We start from the raw sequence: 16404 nt of genomic DNA, 5'->3' as shown, positions 1-16404 counted from the left end.
GGCCTCCTCTGGGTGGCACTCGGGTCGGGGTCATGTCGAGGTGGACGTTCATATCGAGGTCGACATCGGGGAGAAGGAACCTGGTGGCAAGGGCAGTTGCGAGGAGCGGAGGGCGGCGAGAGGCAGGTCGACCCGGACTTCCGTGCCCACTCTGGCCCCTCCCCTGCCGATACGGATACGGGCGCCGATCCCGGCCGCCCGCTCGACCATGCCCACCAGCCCGAAGTGGCCGGCTCGTCTGAGGTCGTCGAGGGTGGTCCCCGGCGGCAGGCCGCTTCCGTCGTCGTAGACGCTGACCGTCAGTTGGTCGCCGACGACACCGGCGGAGACGGCCACCAGGTCCGCGTGGGCGTGCCGGTACGCGTTCTCCATCGCCTCGGACGCGATGGTCAGCAGTTGCCTGGCCACCGCGTGCGGCAGCGGCGGCACCGCGTCGGCGCCGAGCCGTCCGAACGACGTACGGAGACCGCTGCGGCGCTCGAAGTCGACGGTCCGGGCGTCCAGTGCGGCGATCAGGGCGATACCGCCGTCGAGGCCCGACTCCCGCCGCAGGTCGAAGAGCAGTTCGCGGGACTCCGAGGCGGCCCGGCGTGCGGACCTGGCGACAAGTTCGGCCTGGAGCCGGACGGTTTCGGGGTCCAGCCGGCCTGCGGAACCGGCCAGGCCGTCCGCCGCCAGTGCCAGGCCGTGCAGGGTCTTGGCCACGGAGTCGTGCATCTCGCGGGCGAGCCTGGCGCGTTCCTCCTCGATGGCCTCGCTCACCGCGAGCCGCGCACGCGTGTCCGTCAGGGCCTGGCTCGCCGTGCCGAACCGCAGCAGAAGCCCCCGGAGGGTCACACCGACCGCTCCCGCGATCACGCAGAAGCCCGGCAGGAGCAGCGCGGTGGCCACGACCCCGCCCTCGTCGGGCTCGGCGGCATGCACACCCACCAGGATCAGTATCTGGAGCGTCGCGAAGACGCCCGCGCCCCGCCAGCCGTAGACCAGCCCCGCCAGCAGCGGGGTGCAGACGGTGACGTACGCCAGGGTGGAGTCGGGGGTCGCGGTGATGAGGAGCAGCGCGCCGAAGAGGGTGTCGATCACCAGCAGCCAGGAGTGCTTGAGGAGCAGGGGACCGAAGCGTTCCCAGTCTCGGAACAGTACGTACGAACCCATGAAGGTGACCAGCACGGCCGCGCCGACCAGGACCGTGGGCAGGCCGCGTGCGGTGCGGGCAAGAGCGAAAGGGGTGGCCACGGCGATCATCGCGAGGCGGAAGCCGAACACCTGACGGCACATCGCCTGCAGCGCGTTGAGCTGGATGGGAAGGGCGGGAGTCGCTTCGGGCTCGGTCGCACCCAGGTGCAGATCACCACCCAGTCTGCCCTTCAGCCCGCTCAGTCGCGGCCTCATCGACTCCCTCCCCCCTTCTCGCTCGTCCCGTGGTCAACGTCTCGTCAGCCGCCGAGGATGCTGAAGTCCACATTGGCTCCGTAGACGAAGCCGACCGTCAGCAGAATCAGCGTGCCCGGCAGCAGGAACGTCGTGACGGCGAAGGTCGCCTTCGGGATGGCCTTCGCCGCCTTCCGGCGCGCGTTCTGCGCGTCGGTGCGTCGCATGTCGTTCGCGATGGCGATGAGCGTGTCCACGATGGGCGCGCCCAGTTCTTCGCCCTGCTGGAGTGCGGTGACGAACATGGCGACCTGCTCCGAGTCGTTCCTCCGGCGCAGTTCTTCGAAGGCTTTCCTGCGGCTCACTCCCATGTCCATCTGGCGCAGCGTGATGCGCAGTTCGTCGGACCAGGGCCCCACGTACCTCTCCGCGACCCGGTCCAGCGCCTGCCGGAAGCCGAGACCCGCACTCACCACGACCGCCAGCACGTCCAGGAAGTCCGGCAGGGTGCGCTCGATGTCGGCCTTGCGGACGCGGACGGCCGACCAGAGGCCCACCTCGACCCAGACCAGGCTGAAGGCGATCATGAACAGGGCGAGGAAGACCTGGCCGCGCAGGACCATCACGAAGGCGCCGAACAGTCCGAGGAATCCGTAGACCGCGCGCCGGGCCCCGTAGCGGTCGATGGTGAGGCCGCCGGGGTTGCCGGCCATGTCGATCTGCCGGCGCTTCTTGTCGACCAGTTTGGGGCCCATCAGCCGCAGCACCGTGGGCGCCCAGCGCATACCGAGCCGGTCGATGACCGATCCCACGGCGTTGGTGCGGGTCGCGCCCACTTCCAGTGCGACGGCCAGGTCGCTGGGGAGTTTGGCGTCGGCGCGGTACATCCGGATGCCGTGGATCGCCCCGTACACGCAGAGGCCGATCACGGCGGCGAGAAGAAGCTCCATGGTCGCCCTCCTCAGACGTCGATACGGGAGAAGCGGCGGATGATGAGGAATCCGATCGCGTAAAGGACCAGGGAGACAATCACCGCGGCTTGCCCGATGAAGGCTCCCGTCATCCGGTCCAGGGCACCCGGCAGCACAAGATTCAGCATCAGCAGCGCGGCGAGGCCGAAGCCGGGTACGGCGTAGGCCGTGACAGTGACCTGTGAGAGCTGCGTCCGCACCTCACGGCGCGTTTCCTTCCGTTCCTCCAGCGTCTGCGTCAGGTTCCGCAGCGAGCTGACCACCGTGCCGCCCGCGCGGTTCGACAGGACCAAGGTCGTGACCAGGACGACCAGTTCTCGCGACGGGAGCCGCTCCGCCAGTTCGCCCAAGGCGTCGTCCAGTGACTCGCCGACCGCCAACCGGTGGGCGACCCGGCTGAGTTCTTCGCCTGCCGGAGCTTCCAACTCCTCCGCCGCCATGGCGATCGCCGTGCGCAGTGCCAGGCCGGCCTGGGTGGCGTTGGCCAGGATGCGGCTCAGTTCCGGGAGTTGGTTGATGAAGCGCTCGATGCGCTTGCCGCGCTGCCAGTTGAGGAACGTGTTCGCGCCCCAGAGCGCTGCGAGACCCGCCAGGGGGCCGAAGAAGGAGGCGAGGACCGTGGCGGCTATCAGCCAGAGCACGGCCACCGCCGCAAGCATGTAGACGAAGAACTCGCCCGGCGTGAGGTCGAGGCCCGTCGCGCCCAGTTTGAGTTCGATCCTGCGGCCGAGACGGGTACGGCGCAGGCGGCGGTCGACGCCGGTGAAGCGGCGCCTGCGGGTGGTGGCGTCCACCTGGCCCGTCGCGGAGAGTCGGTCGATCAGGTCCTGGCGCTGGGCGTGGCCCGCCGCGTACAGGCGTACCCCGAGGACGCCGAACAGGCAGGCCAGGAGCGTGACGCCGATGGTGATCAGTGCGGGATTGTCCATGGTGGGCTGCCTACTTGGCCTCTCGGGTGAGGAGCTGCTCTTCGGACACGGCGACTCCGAATGCCTGGGGGATGGGCTGGCCCGCCATGTACATGCGCTCGGCCACCCTGCGGGGAAGGGGGAAGTAGCGGAACTCGCCGTACACCCGGCCGCTCGCGTCGAGCGGGCGGGCGGCGAAGCGGACGGCGCTGACGATGCGGTAGCCCTCCCTGCCGTGCGAGTCGAGCAGGGCGATCTCGGTGACCCTGCGGGATCCGTCGGCGTGCCGGGTGAGCTGGACGATGACGTCGATCGCGCTGTTGATCTGGTCGTGCAGCGCCTCGAAGGGGATCTGCACCTCCGACATCGACGCCAGGGTCTGCAACCGCATCAGCGCGTCCTCGGCGCTGTTGGCGTGCACGGTGGCCAGCGAACCGTCGTGGCCCGTGGACATCGCCTGGAGCATGTCGAGCGATTCGCCGCCTCGGACCTCACCGACGACGATGCGGTCGGGGCGCATACGCAGCGAGTTGCGCACCAGGTCGCGGATGTTGATCTGCCCCTTGCCCTCGACGTTGGCCGGGCGGGACTCCAGCCGGATCACATGGGCCTGTTGAAGCTGGAGTTCGGCCGAGTCCTCGATGGTGATGATGCGTTCACCCTCGGGGATGAGCCCGGACAGCGCGTTGAGGAGCGTCGTCTTCCCCGTGCCCGTCGCGCCGGAGACGATGATGTTGAACTTCGCCTGCACCAGCCCCGACAGCAGGAGCAGCATCTGCTCGTCGATCGAGCCGAAGCTGATCAGCTCGTGCAGGGTGAAGGAGCGCGGGAAGCGCCGGATGGTGAGCGTGGCGCCGGTGAGGGACAGCGGCGGGATGATGACGTTGACCCGCTCGCCGGACGGCAGACGCGCGTCGACCATCGGATTCGACTCGTCCACGCGGCGGTTGACGGTCGAGACGATACGTTCGATGGTCTGCATGAGCTGCTCGTGCGAGCCGAACCTGATCGGCAACTGCTCCACCCGGCCGCCGCGTTCGACGAAGATCTGGTCCGGGCCGTTGACCATGATCTCGGTGATCGACGCGTCCTCCAGCAGCGGCTCCAGGATGCCGAGGCCCAGGGCCTCGTCGACGACCCGGCGGATGAGCTGCGAGCGCTCGGACGTCGACAGCACCGGGCCCTCGCGGCTGATGATGTGCCCGAGGACCCGCTCCAGCCTGGCGCGCCGGTCGGCGGCGGCCAGGGCCGACATCTCGGCGAGGTCGATCTCCTCCAGCAGCTTGGCGCGGTACGTGGTGACGAGATGGCTGTCGCCTCCCCGCGCGCCGTTCTCCTCGGGGGAGGTGATCCGTGCCCGCAAGCTCATGGTGCGTAGCTCCGTTCGGTTGCCTGGTCGCCGGGGTCAGTTACCTGGCATGGGCATGGTTGAGCTGCGCCGGGCGGTCCCCCAGTCGACACCCGGCACCAGCGAGGGGACCTTGATCGTGGCCGTGTACGTCGTGCTGTCGCCGGCCGCGCCGCCCGAGATGTCCGGGTGCAGCCAGCCGCTGACCGCGCTCTGGCCCGCCGACTCGGGGGACTGCTTCTGGTCCTGCTGGTCCTGGCTCGCCACCCGCGCCGCCACCCGCGCCGCCGTGCCCGCCTGGTTCGCCGCGTATGCCGCGAGCCCCAACTGGATCGCCAGCAGCGCCACGATGAGCAGCAGCGGGATGAAGCCCAGGTATTCGATGGCTACTTGGCCGGACTGGCGCGACCGGCCCGACTCGTTCGCCTGGCTCGGCTGGTTCGCCTGGCGCGACTCGTTCGTCTGGCCCGGCTGGTTCGTCTGGCCCGGCTCGTTCGGCTCGTTCGCCTGTCGGGCCTCTCCGCGACGTGTCCTGCGCATCCCTCAGCCCTCCTCTACCGACGCCGCGCTGCCGTGCACCGTGAACGGCCAGTCCAGCGCCCCCGGCACCAGCACCGGGACCTGTAGCGACACCTCCGCGCGGTAAAGGCCCCCGGACGCGCCGCAGTTGAACGAGCCGGTCCACGCGCTCGGCAAGTCCTTCTGTGCCGCCGTCGCACACGCACCGCCCGTCGCCCCCACCCGCGCCCCGACGTCGGCCGCGTTGCCGGCGAGGATGAAGGTGTAGCCGATCAGCGCGCACTGCCACATCACGACGCAGATCAGCAGGATCAGTGGGGTCATGCCGACGAACTCGATCGCCGTCTGCCCCCGGTCGCGGTCCTGTTGGCCGGCCCCGAGCAGGTGACGGACCCCGAGCAGGGGGCGCCGTCTCCGTAAACCCTTCGCCCGTACTCCCAGAGTTCCCATCGTCAGCCGTCCCCCTCCTTGGTCCCTCGTCTGCGCCGCAGCCCCACCGCGCCGCGGTCGCCCCGGAATTTGGCGTTGCGGTCGGCGCCCTCGGGGACCTTCACCAGGCCCAGTTCGCCGGCCAGGCCCCACAGCGCCTGCTTGACGACGCTCCGGCTCTCCAGGTCTTGGAGCCGTCCCGCGTCGACCACCGCCTGCAGTTCCTTGAAGTTCGCCGGGATCGCCGTGCCGACCAGCCGCGTTCCGGTGATCTTCTGGATCAGCGGCGGCTGGATCTCCGTCGTACGGGTGTAGCGGTTGACGACCGTCGTGGTCTCCTCCGCCTTGCGGATCTGGAGCCGGTCCCACATGCGCACCACCCGCTTGGCCGCCCGTACGGCGATCACGTCCGGGGTGGTGACCAGCAGCGCGATGTCCGCCATCTCGATCGCGGACGCGTTGGCGCTGGTCATCTGCGATCCGCAGTCGACGACCACCACCTCGTACCGCGCGCGCAGGGCGCTGACGATCTGCCGCCCGGACCGGTCGCTGACCTCCTCGCCGCGTTCGCCGTCGCCGGGCGCGAGGAGCAGGGCGAGCCCGGTGGCGTGGCTGAACACCGCGTCGGACAGCACGCGGGGGGAGATGTCGGCGATGGCGGCGAGGTCGACGATCGAGCGGCGGAACTGCACGTCGAGGTACGAGGCGATGTCGCCGGACTGGAGGTCCATGTCCACCAGCGCCACGCTGCGGCCGGACGCCTGCGCGGCGAGGGCGAGTTGGACGGAGACGACGGTGGTGCCCACGCCGCCCTTCGCGCCCGTGACGGTGACGACCGTGCCGCCGGGCCCGGTGAAGACGTCGGCGCCGTGGCCGAGGTGCCGGCGTACTCCGACGGACCACTGGGCGGCGGCCTGGAGCCGGTTGGCGAGTTCCTCGTAGCTCAGCGGCATGGTGACCAGGCCGCGCGCGCCCGCGTCCATGGCGGCGGCGAAGACGCCCTGGCTGAGGTCGGTGGTGACGAGGATGACGCCGACCGAGGGGAAGCGCAGGGCGATGTCCCGTATCAGTTCGAGCGCGGGCACCGGCCCGATCCGCTCGTGGACCAGGACGACTTCGGGCAGTTCGTCGAGCGACTCGCCCGCCAGCCGGGCGAGCAGGTCGATGAGCTGGGTCGAGTCGGCGACGGGCGGGGCGGGTTCCGCGTCGGGCAGTTGGCTGAGCAGGGTGGTGATCGAGCGGGCGGCGTCGGGATCTCCGACGACCGGGAGGATACGTGTCGTCATCGGGATCTCACTTGTTCGCGTCTTCGCTGAGCTCGTACGTTCCCTCACCCGGGCGCAGCGTGGTGGGGCTGCCGTCGGCCAGCAGGGCGAGACGTACGTGATCGGCGAAGGACTCGGCGTAGGCGACGCGTTGGGCGTCGGTGGTGTTGAGGGCGAAGGTGATCGGCACTGCCTCGGTCGGGCCGCTGCCGCGGTCGTCCTGCTTGGGTTCGAGCGGGGTGAGCCTGCCGACGTCGATGACCCTGGCGTTGGCGACGATGATCCGGGACTGGTCCTTCTCCTTGTCGTTCTGGGCGGCGAACGTCGCGAAGATATTGACCGTGTCCCCCGGGTTGATCTTTCCGGCGACGCCCGTCGCCGCGTCGATCATGATGGCGATTTCCTGTTCGCCGCTCTCCAGTGCGGGACGCTTCACGATCATGTCGTCCTGGAGCAGTGAGCCCTTCTTGAGCTGGGTCACCGCGATCTTTCCGTTGACCACGGAGATGTCCGTGACCGCGTTCTGGGAGAGCCAGCGCTTCGGCATCTTGATCTTCTTGAACTGCCCGTCCCGCAAAGGCGTGTACGGGGCGACATCCGCTTTCAGCTCATACGCCGAGACTTCGGGTCCGACCTTCGAATTGACGTCGCTGATCACCGAGAGGACACCGGCGAAAGCGCCGAAGGCGCAGAGGACCGAGAGGAGCAGAAGTATGATGCCGCGGCGTTGCCGTGAATTCATGAGCGGGACGACCTCGTTCGGGGACGTGGGGACGGCGTGAGTAGGGGCTGATCTGCGGTTACGACCCGTGGCGCAATGCCGCCCCCTGGCTTCCCCGGGATCCGCTGCCCAGAGCCCGTCTGCCCTGGCCGCCGTGGCTTCCCTGGCCGCCGTGGCTGCCCTGGGCCCCTGGACTTCCCTGGGTCAGGGCGCCGACCGCGCGGGGCTCGTTCTCGGGCGGTGCGAGCGGCGCCGAGCAGAATCCGCAGCGGTCACCTATGAGTTCGATACCGCACCAGGTGCAGATCTCCCGGCGTACGGATGCGACGAGTTGGTAGAGCACCGTGATGTCCGGCAGGAAGGCGGCGAATTCGACCATCTTCGGGGTGCCCCACCAGTCGGCCGAGTCGGCGGGCAGTGCGCTCTCCTCGACTCCGCCGACCTGCCAGTGCGGGGCGAGGGTCGCCGTGACCCAGTCGGACTGCGACTGGCCTTTGGCAAAGAGGAGTTGGGTGGCGAATTCAGGTCCGGCGAGGTCACCGGCGCCGATTTTGACCAACTGCGGTACGGGGCTGGCGAGTACGCCGAACTGGGCCCCTGGCACCCAGGACTTGGCGTGGCTCTTGAGGCTGACGGGCACCCGGTCGAGTCTGGCGACTGAGCCGAGCAGGGCCCCCGCGTAGATGTAGTGCGAGAGCAGCCGGGCGGCGGAGGCGACGACGCCGGCGCTGAAGTCGCAGACCGACAACTGCCGCAACTGGCGCACGAGTACGGCGACGCCGAGCGGCGGGAGGTCGAGTTTCAGCAGCGCGATCCGGTCACTCTCCAGGACCGAGCGCACGGTGTGCAGGCGGCGTTCGTGGGCGGGGGAGATGTTCGCCGGGTACAGCACGACGACATAGCCGTGGTGTTCGAGCAGGCCCTGCATCTCCGCGAGCGAGGCTTCCAGGGACTGGGTGTCGGGGGACGGCAGGAGCGCCGCCGTGGGCGTCTGGCGGTCCGTCGGTGGTAGCACCAGATCAGGGCTGGTGACAGCAATTGCGGTCGGCACGCTGGTTCCCCGTTCCGCTCCGGCCGCCGGAGTCCCGGCGGCCGCAGATCTCTCCTGCTCCGTGCTCCTGTCCCCGCACTTTATCCACGTCCTCAGGCCCAGAGAACACTTTTAGGATGCGGGGTGCCACCGTCCGTACACAGCCACTGATGGCAAATACGGGCGAAGCAGTCATGGGTTGACTCAGGTATCAGGACTTGTCCCTTCTTGCCGAAGAGTTGACCCAACTCGGCCGCTTTGGGTCCGGGTTGGGTCTGCGGGCCCTCGCCAGAGCTGTGCCCAGATCTGTACGCTCCCACTCGCCGGGATGATCACGCCGGAGCCGGGACGGGAACGAGGACTGGAGCCGGGAGGCACTGGGGATGACGGAGTACGGCTACGAGCGCCGCGGGGCCGCGTTCCTCGCCCTCTTACCGGCGTGGGTGGCAGCCGGGGTCGTCGTCTTCTTCGCCGGGTACGCGCGGAGCGCGCTGGTGCACGGCTGGCCGGAAACGGACGGCGGACCGCAGACGTTCACCGGCCGGCTGCTGCTGTTCCATCTGCCGACGGCGCTGGGCGTCGCGCTGGCCGCCTGGCCCGCCGGACGCCTGCACCGCGAGCCGTACCGCTACGTGACGTCCCAGCATCTGCTCGCCGTCTGCGCGGTGCCGCTCGTCGCGCAGTGCGGTTACCTGCTGTTCAACGCGCCGCAACTCGCCCTGGAGGACTGGCTGATGTCGGCGGCCGTGCTGGTCGTGGGGTGTGTGGCGGGGTACGCCGTCGACCAACTGCGCGAGGGCTGACGGCCCGCCAGGTCGGGCGACCCGCTCAAGCGGGATCGGGCTCCGGCGCCGGGGGTCTTGACAAGTTTATTGGTCTGGACCAGTTTTACGCCCAACGGTGGCCACCGTTCCCGCTTTTCCGTACCTCCCTCCCCCCGACGCCAGCGGAGGCATCAAGTGGAACGTGCACGCGCACACCGAAGACATCTGAGGAACTGGGCCGGCCGCAAGTGGATCGGCGGCGCCGTCGCGGCGCTGTCCGCCGCCGCGCTGACCATCACAGGACTCACCGGCACGGCGCAGGCCGCCGACATCAACGTCGCCAAGAACGGCGGTTACGAGTCCGGGCTGTCCAACTGGACCTGTTCGGCCGGGAGCGGGGCCACCGTCGGCTCCCCCGTCCACGCGGGCGCCGCCGCCCTCCGGGGCACCCCCAGCGGGCTCGACAACGCGAAGTGCTCGCAGAGCGTCGCCGTCCAGCCCAACTCCACGTACACGCTCAGCGCCTGGGTGCAGGGCAGTTACGTCTACCTCGGCGCCTCCGGCACCGGCACCACCGACGTGTCGACCTGGACCCCCGGCACCTCCGGCTGGCAGCAGCTCTCGACCCGGTTCACCACCGGTGCGTCGACCCGGTCCGTCAGCGTCTACACCAACGGCTGGTACGGCCAGCCCGCCTACTACGCCGACGATCTGACCCTGGTCGGTCCCGACGGCGGCGGTGGCACCGACCCCGGCCCGCAGGTGCCCGCGACGCCCGGCGGCCTCTCCGTCGGATCCGTGACGTCCTCCTCGGTCACGCTCAACTGGGGCGCGGTGTCCGGCGCGACGGGCTACAACATCTACAACGCGGGGGCCAAGGTCCAGTCGTCGAACGGCACTTCGGCCACCGTGACGGGTCTGGCCGCGAACACCTCGTACCAGTTCCAGGTGAGCGCGACCAACTCCGCTGGTGAGTCGGCCAAGTCGACCGCCGTCTCCGGCAAGACCTCGGCGGGCGGCACCGATCCGGGCAACCCGGGCAACCCGTCCGTGCCCAAGCACGCGGTGACCGGCTACTGGCAGAACTTCAACAACGGCGCCACGGTCCAGAAGATCAGGGACGTGCCGTCGCAGTACGACATCATCGCCGTGTCCTTCGCCAACGCGACGGCCACCCAGGGCCAGCTCGCCTTCAGCCTCGACCCGGCGGTCGGTTACGCCTCGGCGGCCGACTTCAAGGCGGACATCGCGGCGAAGAAGGCGGCGGGCAAGTCGGTCATCCTCTCCGTCGGCGGCGAGACGGGCAGCGTCAGCGTCAGCAACGACGCCTCGGCGACCGCGTTCGCCAACAGCGCGTACTCCCTCATGCAGGAGTACGGCTTCAGCGGAATCGACATCGACCTGGAGAACGGCCTCAACTCCACCTACATGACGAAGGCGCTGCGCCAGCTCTCCGCGAAGGCGGGCCCGAGCCTGGTCCTGACGATGGCGCCGCAGACGATCGACATGCAGTCGACGTCCGGTGAGTACTTCAAGACCGCGCTGGCCGTGAAGGACATCCTGACCGTCGTCAACATGCAGTACTACAACAGCGGTTCGATGCTCGGCTGCGACGGCAAGGTTTACTCCCAGGGCTCGGTGGACTTCATCACCGCGCTCGCCTGCATCCAGCTCCAGGGCGGGCTCGCCCCGTCCCAGGTCGGCATCGGCGTCCCCGCCTCCACGCGCGGCGCGGGCAGCGGTTACGTCGCCCCCTCCGTCGTCAACAACGCCCTCGACTGCCTGGCCAAGGGCACCAACTGCGGTTCGTTCAAGCCGTCCACGACCTACCCCGGTCTGCGCGGCGCGATGACCTGGTCGACCAACTGGGACGCGACGGCCGGCAACGCCTGGTCCAACGCGGTCGGACCGCACGTCCACAGCCTGCCGTAGCCCGAGTTCGGCGGATGATTCGCGACTGAATCGCGGCTGATTCGCGGACGAATCCCCGATGAATCCCGATGGTGGCGCCGCCGCTCCCCCGGCGGCGCCACTGCGCGAGGTCTTGACAAGGGCAATGGTCTGGACCAACTTGGTGTCACAGCGGTGGCCACCGTTCCGTATCCCCGCAAGACTCTCCCCCCACGGAGGCCATGCAGTGCACCGGACAGAACGTTCACGCGGTACTCGCCCTTCCCACGGCCCTCGTCTCCGCACGGCGCTCGCCGCGACCGTCGGCGTCATCGCCGCAGCCGCGTTCGCGCTGCCGGCGGCCCAGGCGTCCCCCAGCGCCCCCGCCGCCACCAAAGCCGCATCGAAAGCCGCCACGACGCAAGCCTCGGCGGCCGCGGTTCCCGCCCACGCCGTCACCGGCTACTGGCAGAACTTCAACAACGGCGCGGCCGTACAGACCCTGGCCGACGTCCAGGACCAGTACGACATCATCGCCGTGGCCTTCGCCGAAGCGACCGGCAACCCCGGCGAGGTCACCTTCACCCTCGACTCGGCGGGCCTCGGCGGCTACAGCGTCGACCAGTTCAAGGCGGACGTCGCGGCGAAGCAGGCAGCCGGCAAGTCCGTGGTCATCTCCATCGGCGGCGAGACGGGCACCGTCTCCGTCAACGACGCGGCCTCGGCCGACGCGTTCGCCAACTCGGTCTACGGGCTGATGCAGGAGTACGGCTTCGACGGCGTCGACATCGATCTGGAGAACGGCCTCAACTCCACCTATATGACGCAGGCGCTGGAGTCCGTCGCCGCGAAGGCCGGTTCGGGCTTCGTGCTGACGATGGCGCCGCAGACGATCGACATGCAGTCGACATCCGGCGAGTACTTCAAGACGGCGCTGGCCGTGAAGGACATCCTCACCGTCGTGAACATGCAGTACTACAACAGCGGTTCGATGCTCGGCTGCGACGGCAACGTCTATTCCCAGGGCTCGGTGGACTTCCTCACCGCGCTCGCCTGCATCCAGCTCGAAGGCGGCCTCGACCCGTCCCAGGTCGGCATCGGCGTCCCCGCGTCGCCGAGCGGCGCGGGCAGCGGCTATGTGGAGCCGTCCGTGGTCAACGCCGCGCTGGACTGCCTGACCAAGGGCACCAACTGCGGTTCGTTCAAGCCGTCCACGACCTATCCCGGGCTGCGCGGCGCGATGACCTGGTCGACCAACTGGGACGCCTCGGCCGGCAACGCCTGGTCCGACTCGGTCGGCGCCCACGTGCACGGCCTGTAGCAGGGCCGGTAGCTCAGCCCGCAGGAACAGCACCACCCCAAGGCCCCCCACAGGGCCGGCAGCGCCGCCGAATCCCACCCGGCGGCGCTGTCGCGCGTATCAGCCCAGTACGGCCAGCGCGTCGATCTCGATGAGCAGGCCCTTGGGCAGCCCCACATAGACCGTGGTGCGCGCCGCGGGCGGCGCCTGGAGGCGCTGCTCCTCGAAGTACGCGTTGTAGATCTCGTTCAGCTCGGCGAAGTGGCCGGTGTCCGTGAGGTAGACGCGCATCATCATCACGTCGTCCCAACTCGCCCCGCCCTCCTCCAGGATGGCCTTGACGTTGGCGAGGGTCTGGAGGGTCTGCTCGCGCAGCGAGGGTCCGGCCGGCGTCGGCGGCTGCCCCGCCACGGCGGGCAGGAAGCCGACCTGCCCCGCGACCTGGAGGATGTTGCCCTTGCGGACGCCGTGCGAGAACTTCGCCGGCGGGGCCGTGTGGGTCGACGGGGTCAGCGCCGTCTTCGGAGTGCTGCCTGTGGTCTGTGCGGACTCGCTCATGAAGCTTCCTTGGTAGGGGTGTTGCCGGAGTACTCCCCGCTGATCGCTTCGGCGGTGCGGCGCACCAACGGGAGCAGGGAGAGGAGTTCGTCGGCCGTGACGACGACATTGGGCGCCGAGACCGACATGGCGGCGACGACGCGGCCCTCCGTCCCCCGGACGGGCGCGCCGACGCAGTTGATGGACTCCTCGTGGCCACCGAGGTCGGTGGCCCAGCCCTGTGCCCTGACGGTCGCCAGCTCGTCGAGGAACGCGGCGGCGTCGGGGGTCGAACGGGCTGTGTACATGGGGTAGTCGAGCCGCTGCGCGAGCGCCCTGCGCTCGGGCTCCGGGAGGTCGGCGAGCAGCAGCTTGGCGACGGCGGCGACGGTGAGCGCCACGGGCTTGCCGATACGGGAGTACATCCGCACCGGGTAGCGGCTCTCGACCTTGTCGATGTAGAGGACTTCGCCGTCCTCGTGGACCGCGAGATGGACGGTGTGGCCGCACTGCTCGTTGAGCGCGACGAGATGGGGGTGGGCGATCTCGCGGATGTCGAGGTTCTCGACGGCCTCCTGCGCGAGCGCGAACAGCCGGGCGCCGAGCCGGTAGCGCTGGTCCTGCTGGCGGTAGACCAGGCCGTGTTCGTGGAGGGTACGCAGCAGCCGCAGCGCGGTGGACTTGTGGACGTCCAGCTTCTCGGCGACCTGGCCGAGGTCGGCGGGTCCCTGGGCGAGCAGCGGCAGGATGCTCAGCGCCCGGTCGACCGTCTGGCTCATGGCGTGGCCACCTCCTCAGTGGCCGCCGTCCAGCCGGGGCCCAGACGCAGTGTGCCCCATGCCGTGTCGTCGAGGGCGGCCAGCCGGTCGGCGTGTGCGCGGCCCGGCGGGGCGGCCAGGTCGGCGGCTACGGTGAGGGTGGCGGCGGCCGTGAGATGGCCGTGCCGCAGCCGTGCGGCCATCGGCAGGCCGCGCAGGGTCGCCGAGAGGAATCCGGCGGCGAACGCGTCACCGGCACCGACCGGCGCGACGACGTCGACCCGCAGCGCGGGCACGGACGTGACGGTGTCGGCGGCCCCCGGGCCCTGCGCGTGGTGGACCGTGGCCCCCGCGCTGCCGCGCTTGACGACGACGGTGGCCGGTTCCGGCAGCGCCGCGCGGATCGCGTCCCCGCCGTGCAGGTCCCACGCCTCGGCCGCCTCGTCCTCGCCGACGAAGACCAGGTCGGCGCCGCGCGCCAACTCCAGCAGTACGCGCGCCCCGGTGGCGTCGCGGGCGCCGGACGCGTCGCGCCACAGCCCAGGCCGGTGGTTGACGTCGAAGGAGACCAGCGGGCGCCCCGGCCGCCTGGTGGTGATCTCGCGCATCAGGGCGAGGCAGTCGGGCGACAGGGCCGCCGTGATGCCGGAGACATGCAGCACCCGCCCCGACCACAGCCCTTCGAGCGGCGTGTTGGCCGGGGACATCGCCGAAGCGGCCGAGCCCGCCCGGTAGTAGAGGACCTCATGGGTGTCGGTGGCGCGGTCGCCCGCCGTGCGGAAGTAGATGCCGGTGGGCCGGTCCCGGTCGCGGTGCACCCCGGTGGTGTCGACGCCGTACGCGGCGATGGCGGCCACGAGGTGGTCACCGAACCCGTCGGCGCCGACCCGGCTGACCCAGCTCACGGAGTGCCCCGCGGCGGCCAGGGCACAGGCGACATTGGACTCCGCGCCGCCTATGGTCCGGGCGAAGGACGGGACGTCGGCCAGCCGGCCGGGGCGCGAGGGCACGAAGGTGACCATGGACTCACCGAGGCAGACGACATCGGCTCCTGCCGTTCCGGTCACTCTGACGCTCCTCCGCTGTGATCCGTCGTGATCCGTCGTGATCCGTCGTGATCCGCTGCGATCCGTTGGATCCGTGTCGAGCCGCCGGCATTGACCCGGCGTCGGCTCGGATGTTAGACAATCTTGAGCGTCATACGCAATGGGCGTTGCATATGTTGCAACGCCGGGGATCGGGAGGCTTCATGACCGCCGAGCGGCCGGCACAACCGCTGTCAGGACTGGCACAGTTGCGTGACGAGCCCGTCGACCACCGCTTCAAGGGCCTCCCGCCGGACGCCGAGGGTCTGACCGTGGGCGCGCTGGCGGCCGAGCGGCGCTCGCTGTTCACCGGCGGCTTCACCACCCCCGTACTGGCCCTGTCCGCCGAGTCGGTCGAGCACAATCTGCTGCTGCTGGAGAGCTACGCCGAGCGGCACGGCCTGGCCTTCGCCCCGCACGGCAAGACGTCGATGTCGCCCCAGCTCTTCGAGCGGCAGCTCGCGCACGGCGCCTGGGGCATCACGGCAGCGGTCCCGCACCAGGTACGGGTCTACCGCGCCTTCGGCATCGCCCGGATCTTCCTCGCCAACGAGGTCGTCGACGCGGCGGCGCTGCGCTGGATCGCCGCCGAACTGGACCGCGACCCCGGCTTCCGGTTCCTCTGCTACGTCGATTCCGTACGCGGTGTCGAGCTGATGGACGAGGCCCTGCGCGCGGCGGGCGCGACCCGCCCCGTCGAGGTCGTGGTCGAGCTGGCGGCGGGCGAGGGCGCGCGTACGGGTGCGCGTACCGAGGCCGACTGCGCCGCAATCGCCGACGCCGTGGCCGCCACCCGCACCCTGCGGCTGACCGGCGTCGCCGGGTACGAGGGCGAGGTGCCGGGCGCGGCCGACGGGACCGTACGCGACTGGCTGCGCCGACTGACCGCGCTCGCCGCCGACTTCGACCGCGCCGGCCGGTTCGACGGCGCCGAGGAGATCGTGGTCAGCGCGGGCGGCAGCGCCTGGTTCGACGCGGTGGCCGATGTCTTCGCCGGGATCCCCGGGCTGTCGCTGCCGGTCCTGAAGCTGCTGCGCTCGGGCGCGTACATCTCGCACGACGACGGCCACTACCGCGAGATCACCCCCTTCAACCGGGTCCCGGAGGAGGGCGCGCTCCAGCCGGCGTTCCGGCTGTGGGCCCAGGTCGTCTCCCGGCCTTCGGCGGGGCAGGCGTTCGTCAACGCGGGCAAGCGGGACGCGGCCTACGACCTCGACCTGCCCGAGGCGCAGGTCGTACGGGACGCCCGCACCGGCGCCGTCCGCCCTGCGGCCGGAATCGCCGTCGAGAAGCTGTCGGACCAGCACGGCTGGCTGACCACCTCGCCCGACGCCGTCCTGGAGGTCGGAGACTGGGTGGGGATGGGGCTCTCGCACCCGTGCACGTCGTTCGACAAGTGGCAGCTCATCCCGCTGGTCGAGGCGGACGGCACGGTCACCGACCTCGTCCGTACGTATTTCTGAGCGCCCGCGTCGCCGAGCGCCCGCGCACCTGTCGAAAGGCCCCCC

Annotated in this window: 16 protein-coding genes; 4 read left to right on the top strand and 12 right to left on the bottom strand. The window is 70.1% G+C overall.

The annotated features are described in order from the left end of the window. Positions 1-48: 48 nt before the first annotated feature. Genes ACZ63I_RS22440 through ACZ63I_RS22400 form a run of 9 tightly spaced genes read right to left on the bottom strand, consistent with a single transcriptional unit; the run spans position 49 to position 8583 of the window. A complete protein-coding gene (locus tag ACZ63I_RS22440) occupies positions 49-1392 on the bottom strand; it encodes a sensor histidine kinase (RefSeq protein ID WP_469340748.1) in 1344 nt (447 codons plus the stop codon). Positions 1393-1436: 44 nt separating this feature from the next. Continuing rightward, positions 1437-2321 (bottom strand): DUF5936 domain-containing protein, encoded by an 885-nt coding sequence (locus tag ACZ63I_RS22435; protein ID WP_469340747.1) that lies wholly within the window; start codon positions 2319-2321, stop codon positions 1437-1439. Between the two features lie 11 nt (positions 2322-2332). Further along, entirely contained in the window at positions 2333-3271 is a 939-nt protein-coding gene (locus ACZ63I_RS22430; RefSeq protein WP_469340746.1) for a type II secretion system F family protein, read from the bottom strand. 10 nt (positions 3272-3281) lie between these two features. Beyond that, positions 3282-4619, bottom strand: a complete 1338-nt coding sequence (locus ACZ63I_RS22425) for a CpaF family protein (RefSeq protein WP_041985081.1) — start codon at positions 4617-4619, stop codon at positions 3282-3284. A gap of 36 nt (positions 4620-4655) precedes the next feature. Next, positions 4656-5138: a TadE/TadG family type IV pilus assembly protein gene (locus ACZ63I_RS22420; protein WP_469340745.1), complete on the bottom strand. Its 483-nt coding sequence runs from the start codon at positions 5136-5138 to the stop codon at positions 4656-4658. A 3-nt stretch (positions 5139-5141) separates the two neighbouring features. Further along, entirely contained in the window at positions 5142-5567 is a 426-nt protein-coding gene (locus ACZ63I_RS22415) for a TadE family protein (protein WP_469340744.1), read from the bottom strand. Between the two features lie 2 nt (positions 5568-5569). Further along, a complete protein-coding gene (locus ACZ63I_RS22410; RefSeq protein WP_469340743.1) occupies positions 5570-6832 on the bottom strand; it encodes an AAA family ATPase in 1263 nt (420 codons plus the stop codon). Positions 6833-6839: 7 nt separating this feature from the next. Further along, positions 6840-7553 (bottom strand): Flp pilus assembly protein CpaB, encoded by a 714-nt coding sequence (gene cpaB / locus ACZ63I_RS22405; protein ID WP_469340742.1) that lies wholly within the window; start codon positions 7551-7553, stop codon positions 6840-6842. A 58-nt stretch (positions 7554-7611) separates the two neighbouring features. Next, the gene (locus ACZ63I_RS22400) at positions 7612-8583 is read right to left on the bottom strand and encodes a hypothetical protein (RefSeq protein WP_469340741.1); all 972 of its coding nucleotides are present in this window, start codon (positions 8581-8583) and stop codon (positions 7612-7614) included. Positions 8584-8945: 362 nt separating this feature from the next. Here ACZ63I_RS22400 and ACZ63I_RS22395 point away from each other — a divergent pair, with 362 nt between their 5' ends. From ACZ63I_RS22395 to ACZ63I_RS22385, 3 genes are all read left to right on the top strand, one after another. Beyond that, a complete protein-coding gene (locus ACZ63I_RS22395; RefSeq protein ID WP_469340740.1) occupies positions 8946-9365 on the top strand; it encodes a hypothetical protein in 420 nt (139 codons plus the stop codon). Between the two features lie 156 nt (positions 9366-9521). Then, positions 9522-11258, top strand: coding sequence for a chitinase (locus tag ACZ63I_RS22390; protein WP_469340739.1), 1737 nt, complete (start codon positions 9522-9524; stop codon positions 11256-11258). A gap of 289 nt (positions 11259-11547) precedes the next feature. Then, positions 11548-12537 (top strand): chitinase, encoded by a 990-nt coding sequence (locus tag ACZ63I_RS22385; RefSeq protein WP_469340883.1) that lies wholly within the window; start codon positions 11548-11550, stop codon positions 12535-12537. Positions 12538-12636: 99 nt separating this feature from the next. Here the strand turns inward: ACZ63I_RS22385 and ACZ63I_RS22380 are convergent, their stop codons facing one another. Genes ACZ63I_RS22380 through ACZ63I_RS22370 form a run of 3 tightly spaced genes read right to left on the bottom strand, consistent with a single transcriptional unit; the run spans position 12637 to position 14878 of the window. Then, positions 12637-13074: a RidA family protein gene (locus ACZ63I_RS22380; RefSeq protein WP_469340738.1), complete on the bottom strand. Its 438-nt coding sequence runs from the start codon at positions 13072-13074 to the stop codon at positions 12637-12639. Continuing rightward, the gene (locus ACZ63I_RS22375) at positions 13071-13832 is read right to left on the bottom strand and encodes an IclR family transcriptional regulator (protein ID WP_469340737.1); all 762 of its coding nucleotides are present in this window, start codon (positions 13830-13832) and stop codon (positions 13071-13073) included. Before ACZ63I_RS22375 ends, ACZ63I_RS22380 begins: the two co-directional genes overlap by 4 nt. Beyond that, positions 13829-14878 (bottom strand): sugar kinase, encoded by a 1050-nt coding sequence (locus tag ACZ63I_RS22370; RefSeq protein ID WP_469340736.1) that lies wholly within the window; start codon positions 14876-14878, stop codon positions 13829-13831. The genes ACZ63I_RS22375 and ACZ63I_RS22370 overlap by 4 nt, the downstream gene beginning before the upstream one ends. A gap of 182 nt (positions 14879-15060) precedes the next feature. On the opposite strand from ACZ63I_RS22370, the gene ACZ63I_RS22365 reads away from it, so the two are divergent. Beyond that, on the top strand, positions 15061-16359 hold the full coding sequence (locus ACZ63I_RS22365) for an alanine racemase (RefSeq protein WP_469340735.1): 1299 nt from the start codon (positions 15061-15063) through the stop codon (positions 16357-16359). Positions 16360-16404: the final 45 nt, after the last annotated feature.

It is taken from the genome of Streptomyces sp. NPDC087906 (genome assembly GCF_055584925.1).
The sequence above is the reverse complement of the archived record's forward strand: the minus strand, read 5'-3'. Positions and strand labels throughout refer to the sequence as shown.

Coding starts and splice junctions, on each gene's coding strand:
- ACZ63I_RS22440 (WP_469340748.1), bottom strand. CDS start 1,392: ATGAGGCCGCGACTGAGCGGGCTGAAGGGCAGACTGGGTGGTGATCTG.
- ACZ63I_RS22435 (WP_469340747.1), bottom strand. CDS start 2,321: ATGGAGCTTCTTCTCGCCGCCGTGATCGGCCTCTGCGTGTACGGGGCG.
- ACZ63I_RS22430 (WP_469340746.1), bottom strand. CDS start 3,271: ATGGACAATCCCGCACTGATCACCATCGGCGTCACGCTCCTGGCCTGC.
- ACZ63I_RS22425 (WP_041985081.1), bottom strand. CDS start 4,619: ATGAGCTTGCGGGCACGGATCACCTCCCCCGAGGAGAACGGCGCGCGG.
- ACZ63I_RS22420 (WP_469340745.1), bottom strand. CDS start 5,138: ATGCGCAGGACACGTCGCGGAGAGGCCCGACAGGCGAACGAGCCGAAC.
- ACZ63I_RS22415 (WP_469340744.1), bottom strand. CDS start 5,567: ATGGGAACTCTGGGAGTACGGGCGAAGGGTTTACGGAGACGGCGCCCC.
- ACZ63I_RS22410 (WP_469340743.1), bottom strand. CDS start 6,832: ATGACGACACGTATCCTCCCGGTCGTCGGAGATCCCGACGCCGCCCGC.
- cpaB (WP_469340742.1), bottom strand. CDS start 7,553: ATGAATTCACGGCAACGCCGCGGCATCATACTTCTGCTCCTCTCGGTC.
- ACZ63I_RS22395 (WP_469340740.1), top strand. CDS start 8,946: ATGACGGAGTACGGCTACGAGCGCCGCGGGGCCGCGTTCCTCGCCCTC.
- ACZ63I_RS22380 (WP_469340738.1), bottom strand. CDS start 13,074: ATGAGCGAGTCCGCACAGACCACAGGCAGCACTCCGAAGACGGCGCTG.
- ACZ63I_RS22375 (WP_469340737.1), bottom strand. CDS start 13,832: ATGAGCCAGACGGTCGACCGGGCGCTGAGCATCCTGCCGCTGCTCGCC.
- ACZ63I_RS22365 (WP_469340735.1), top strand. CDS start 15,061: ATGACCGCCGAGCGGCCGGCACAACCGCTGTCAGGACTGGCACAGTTG.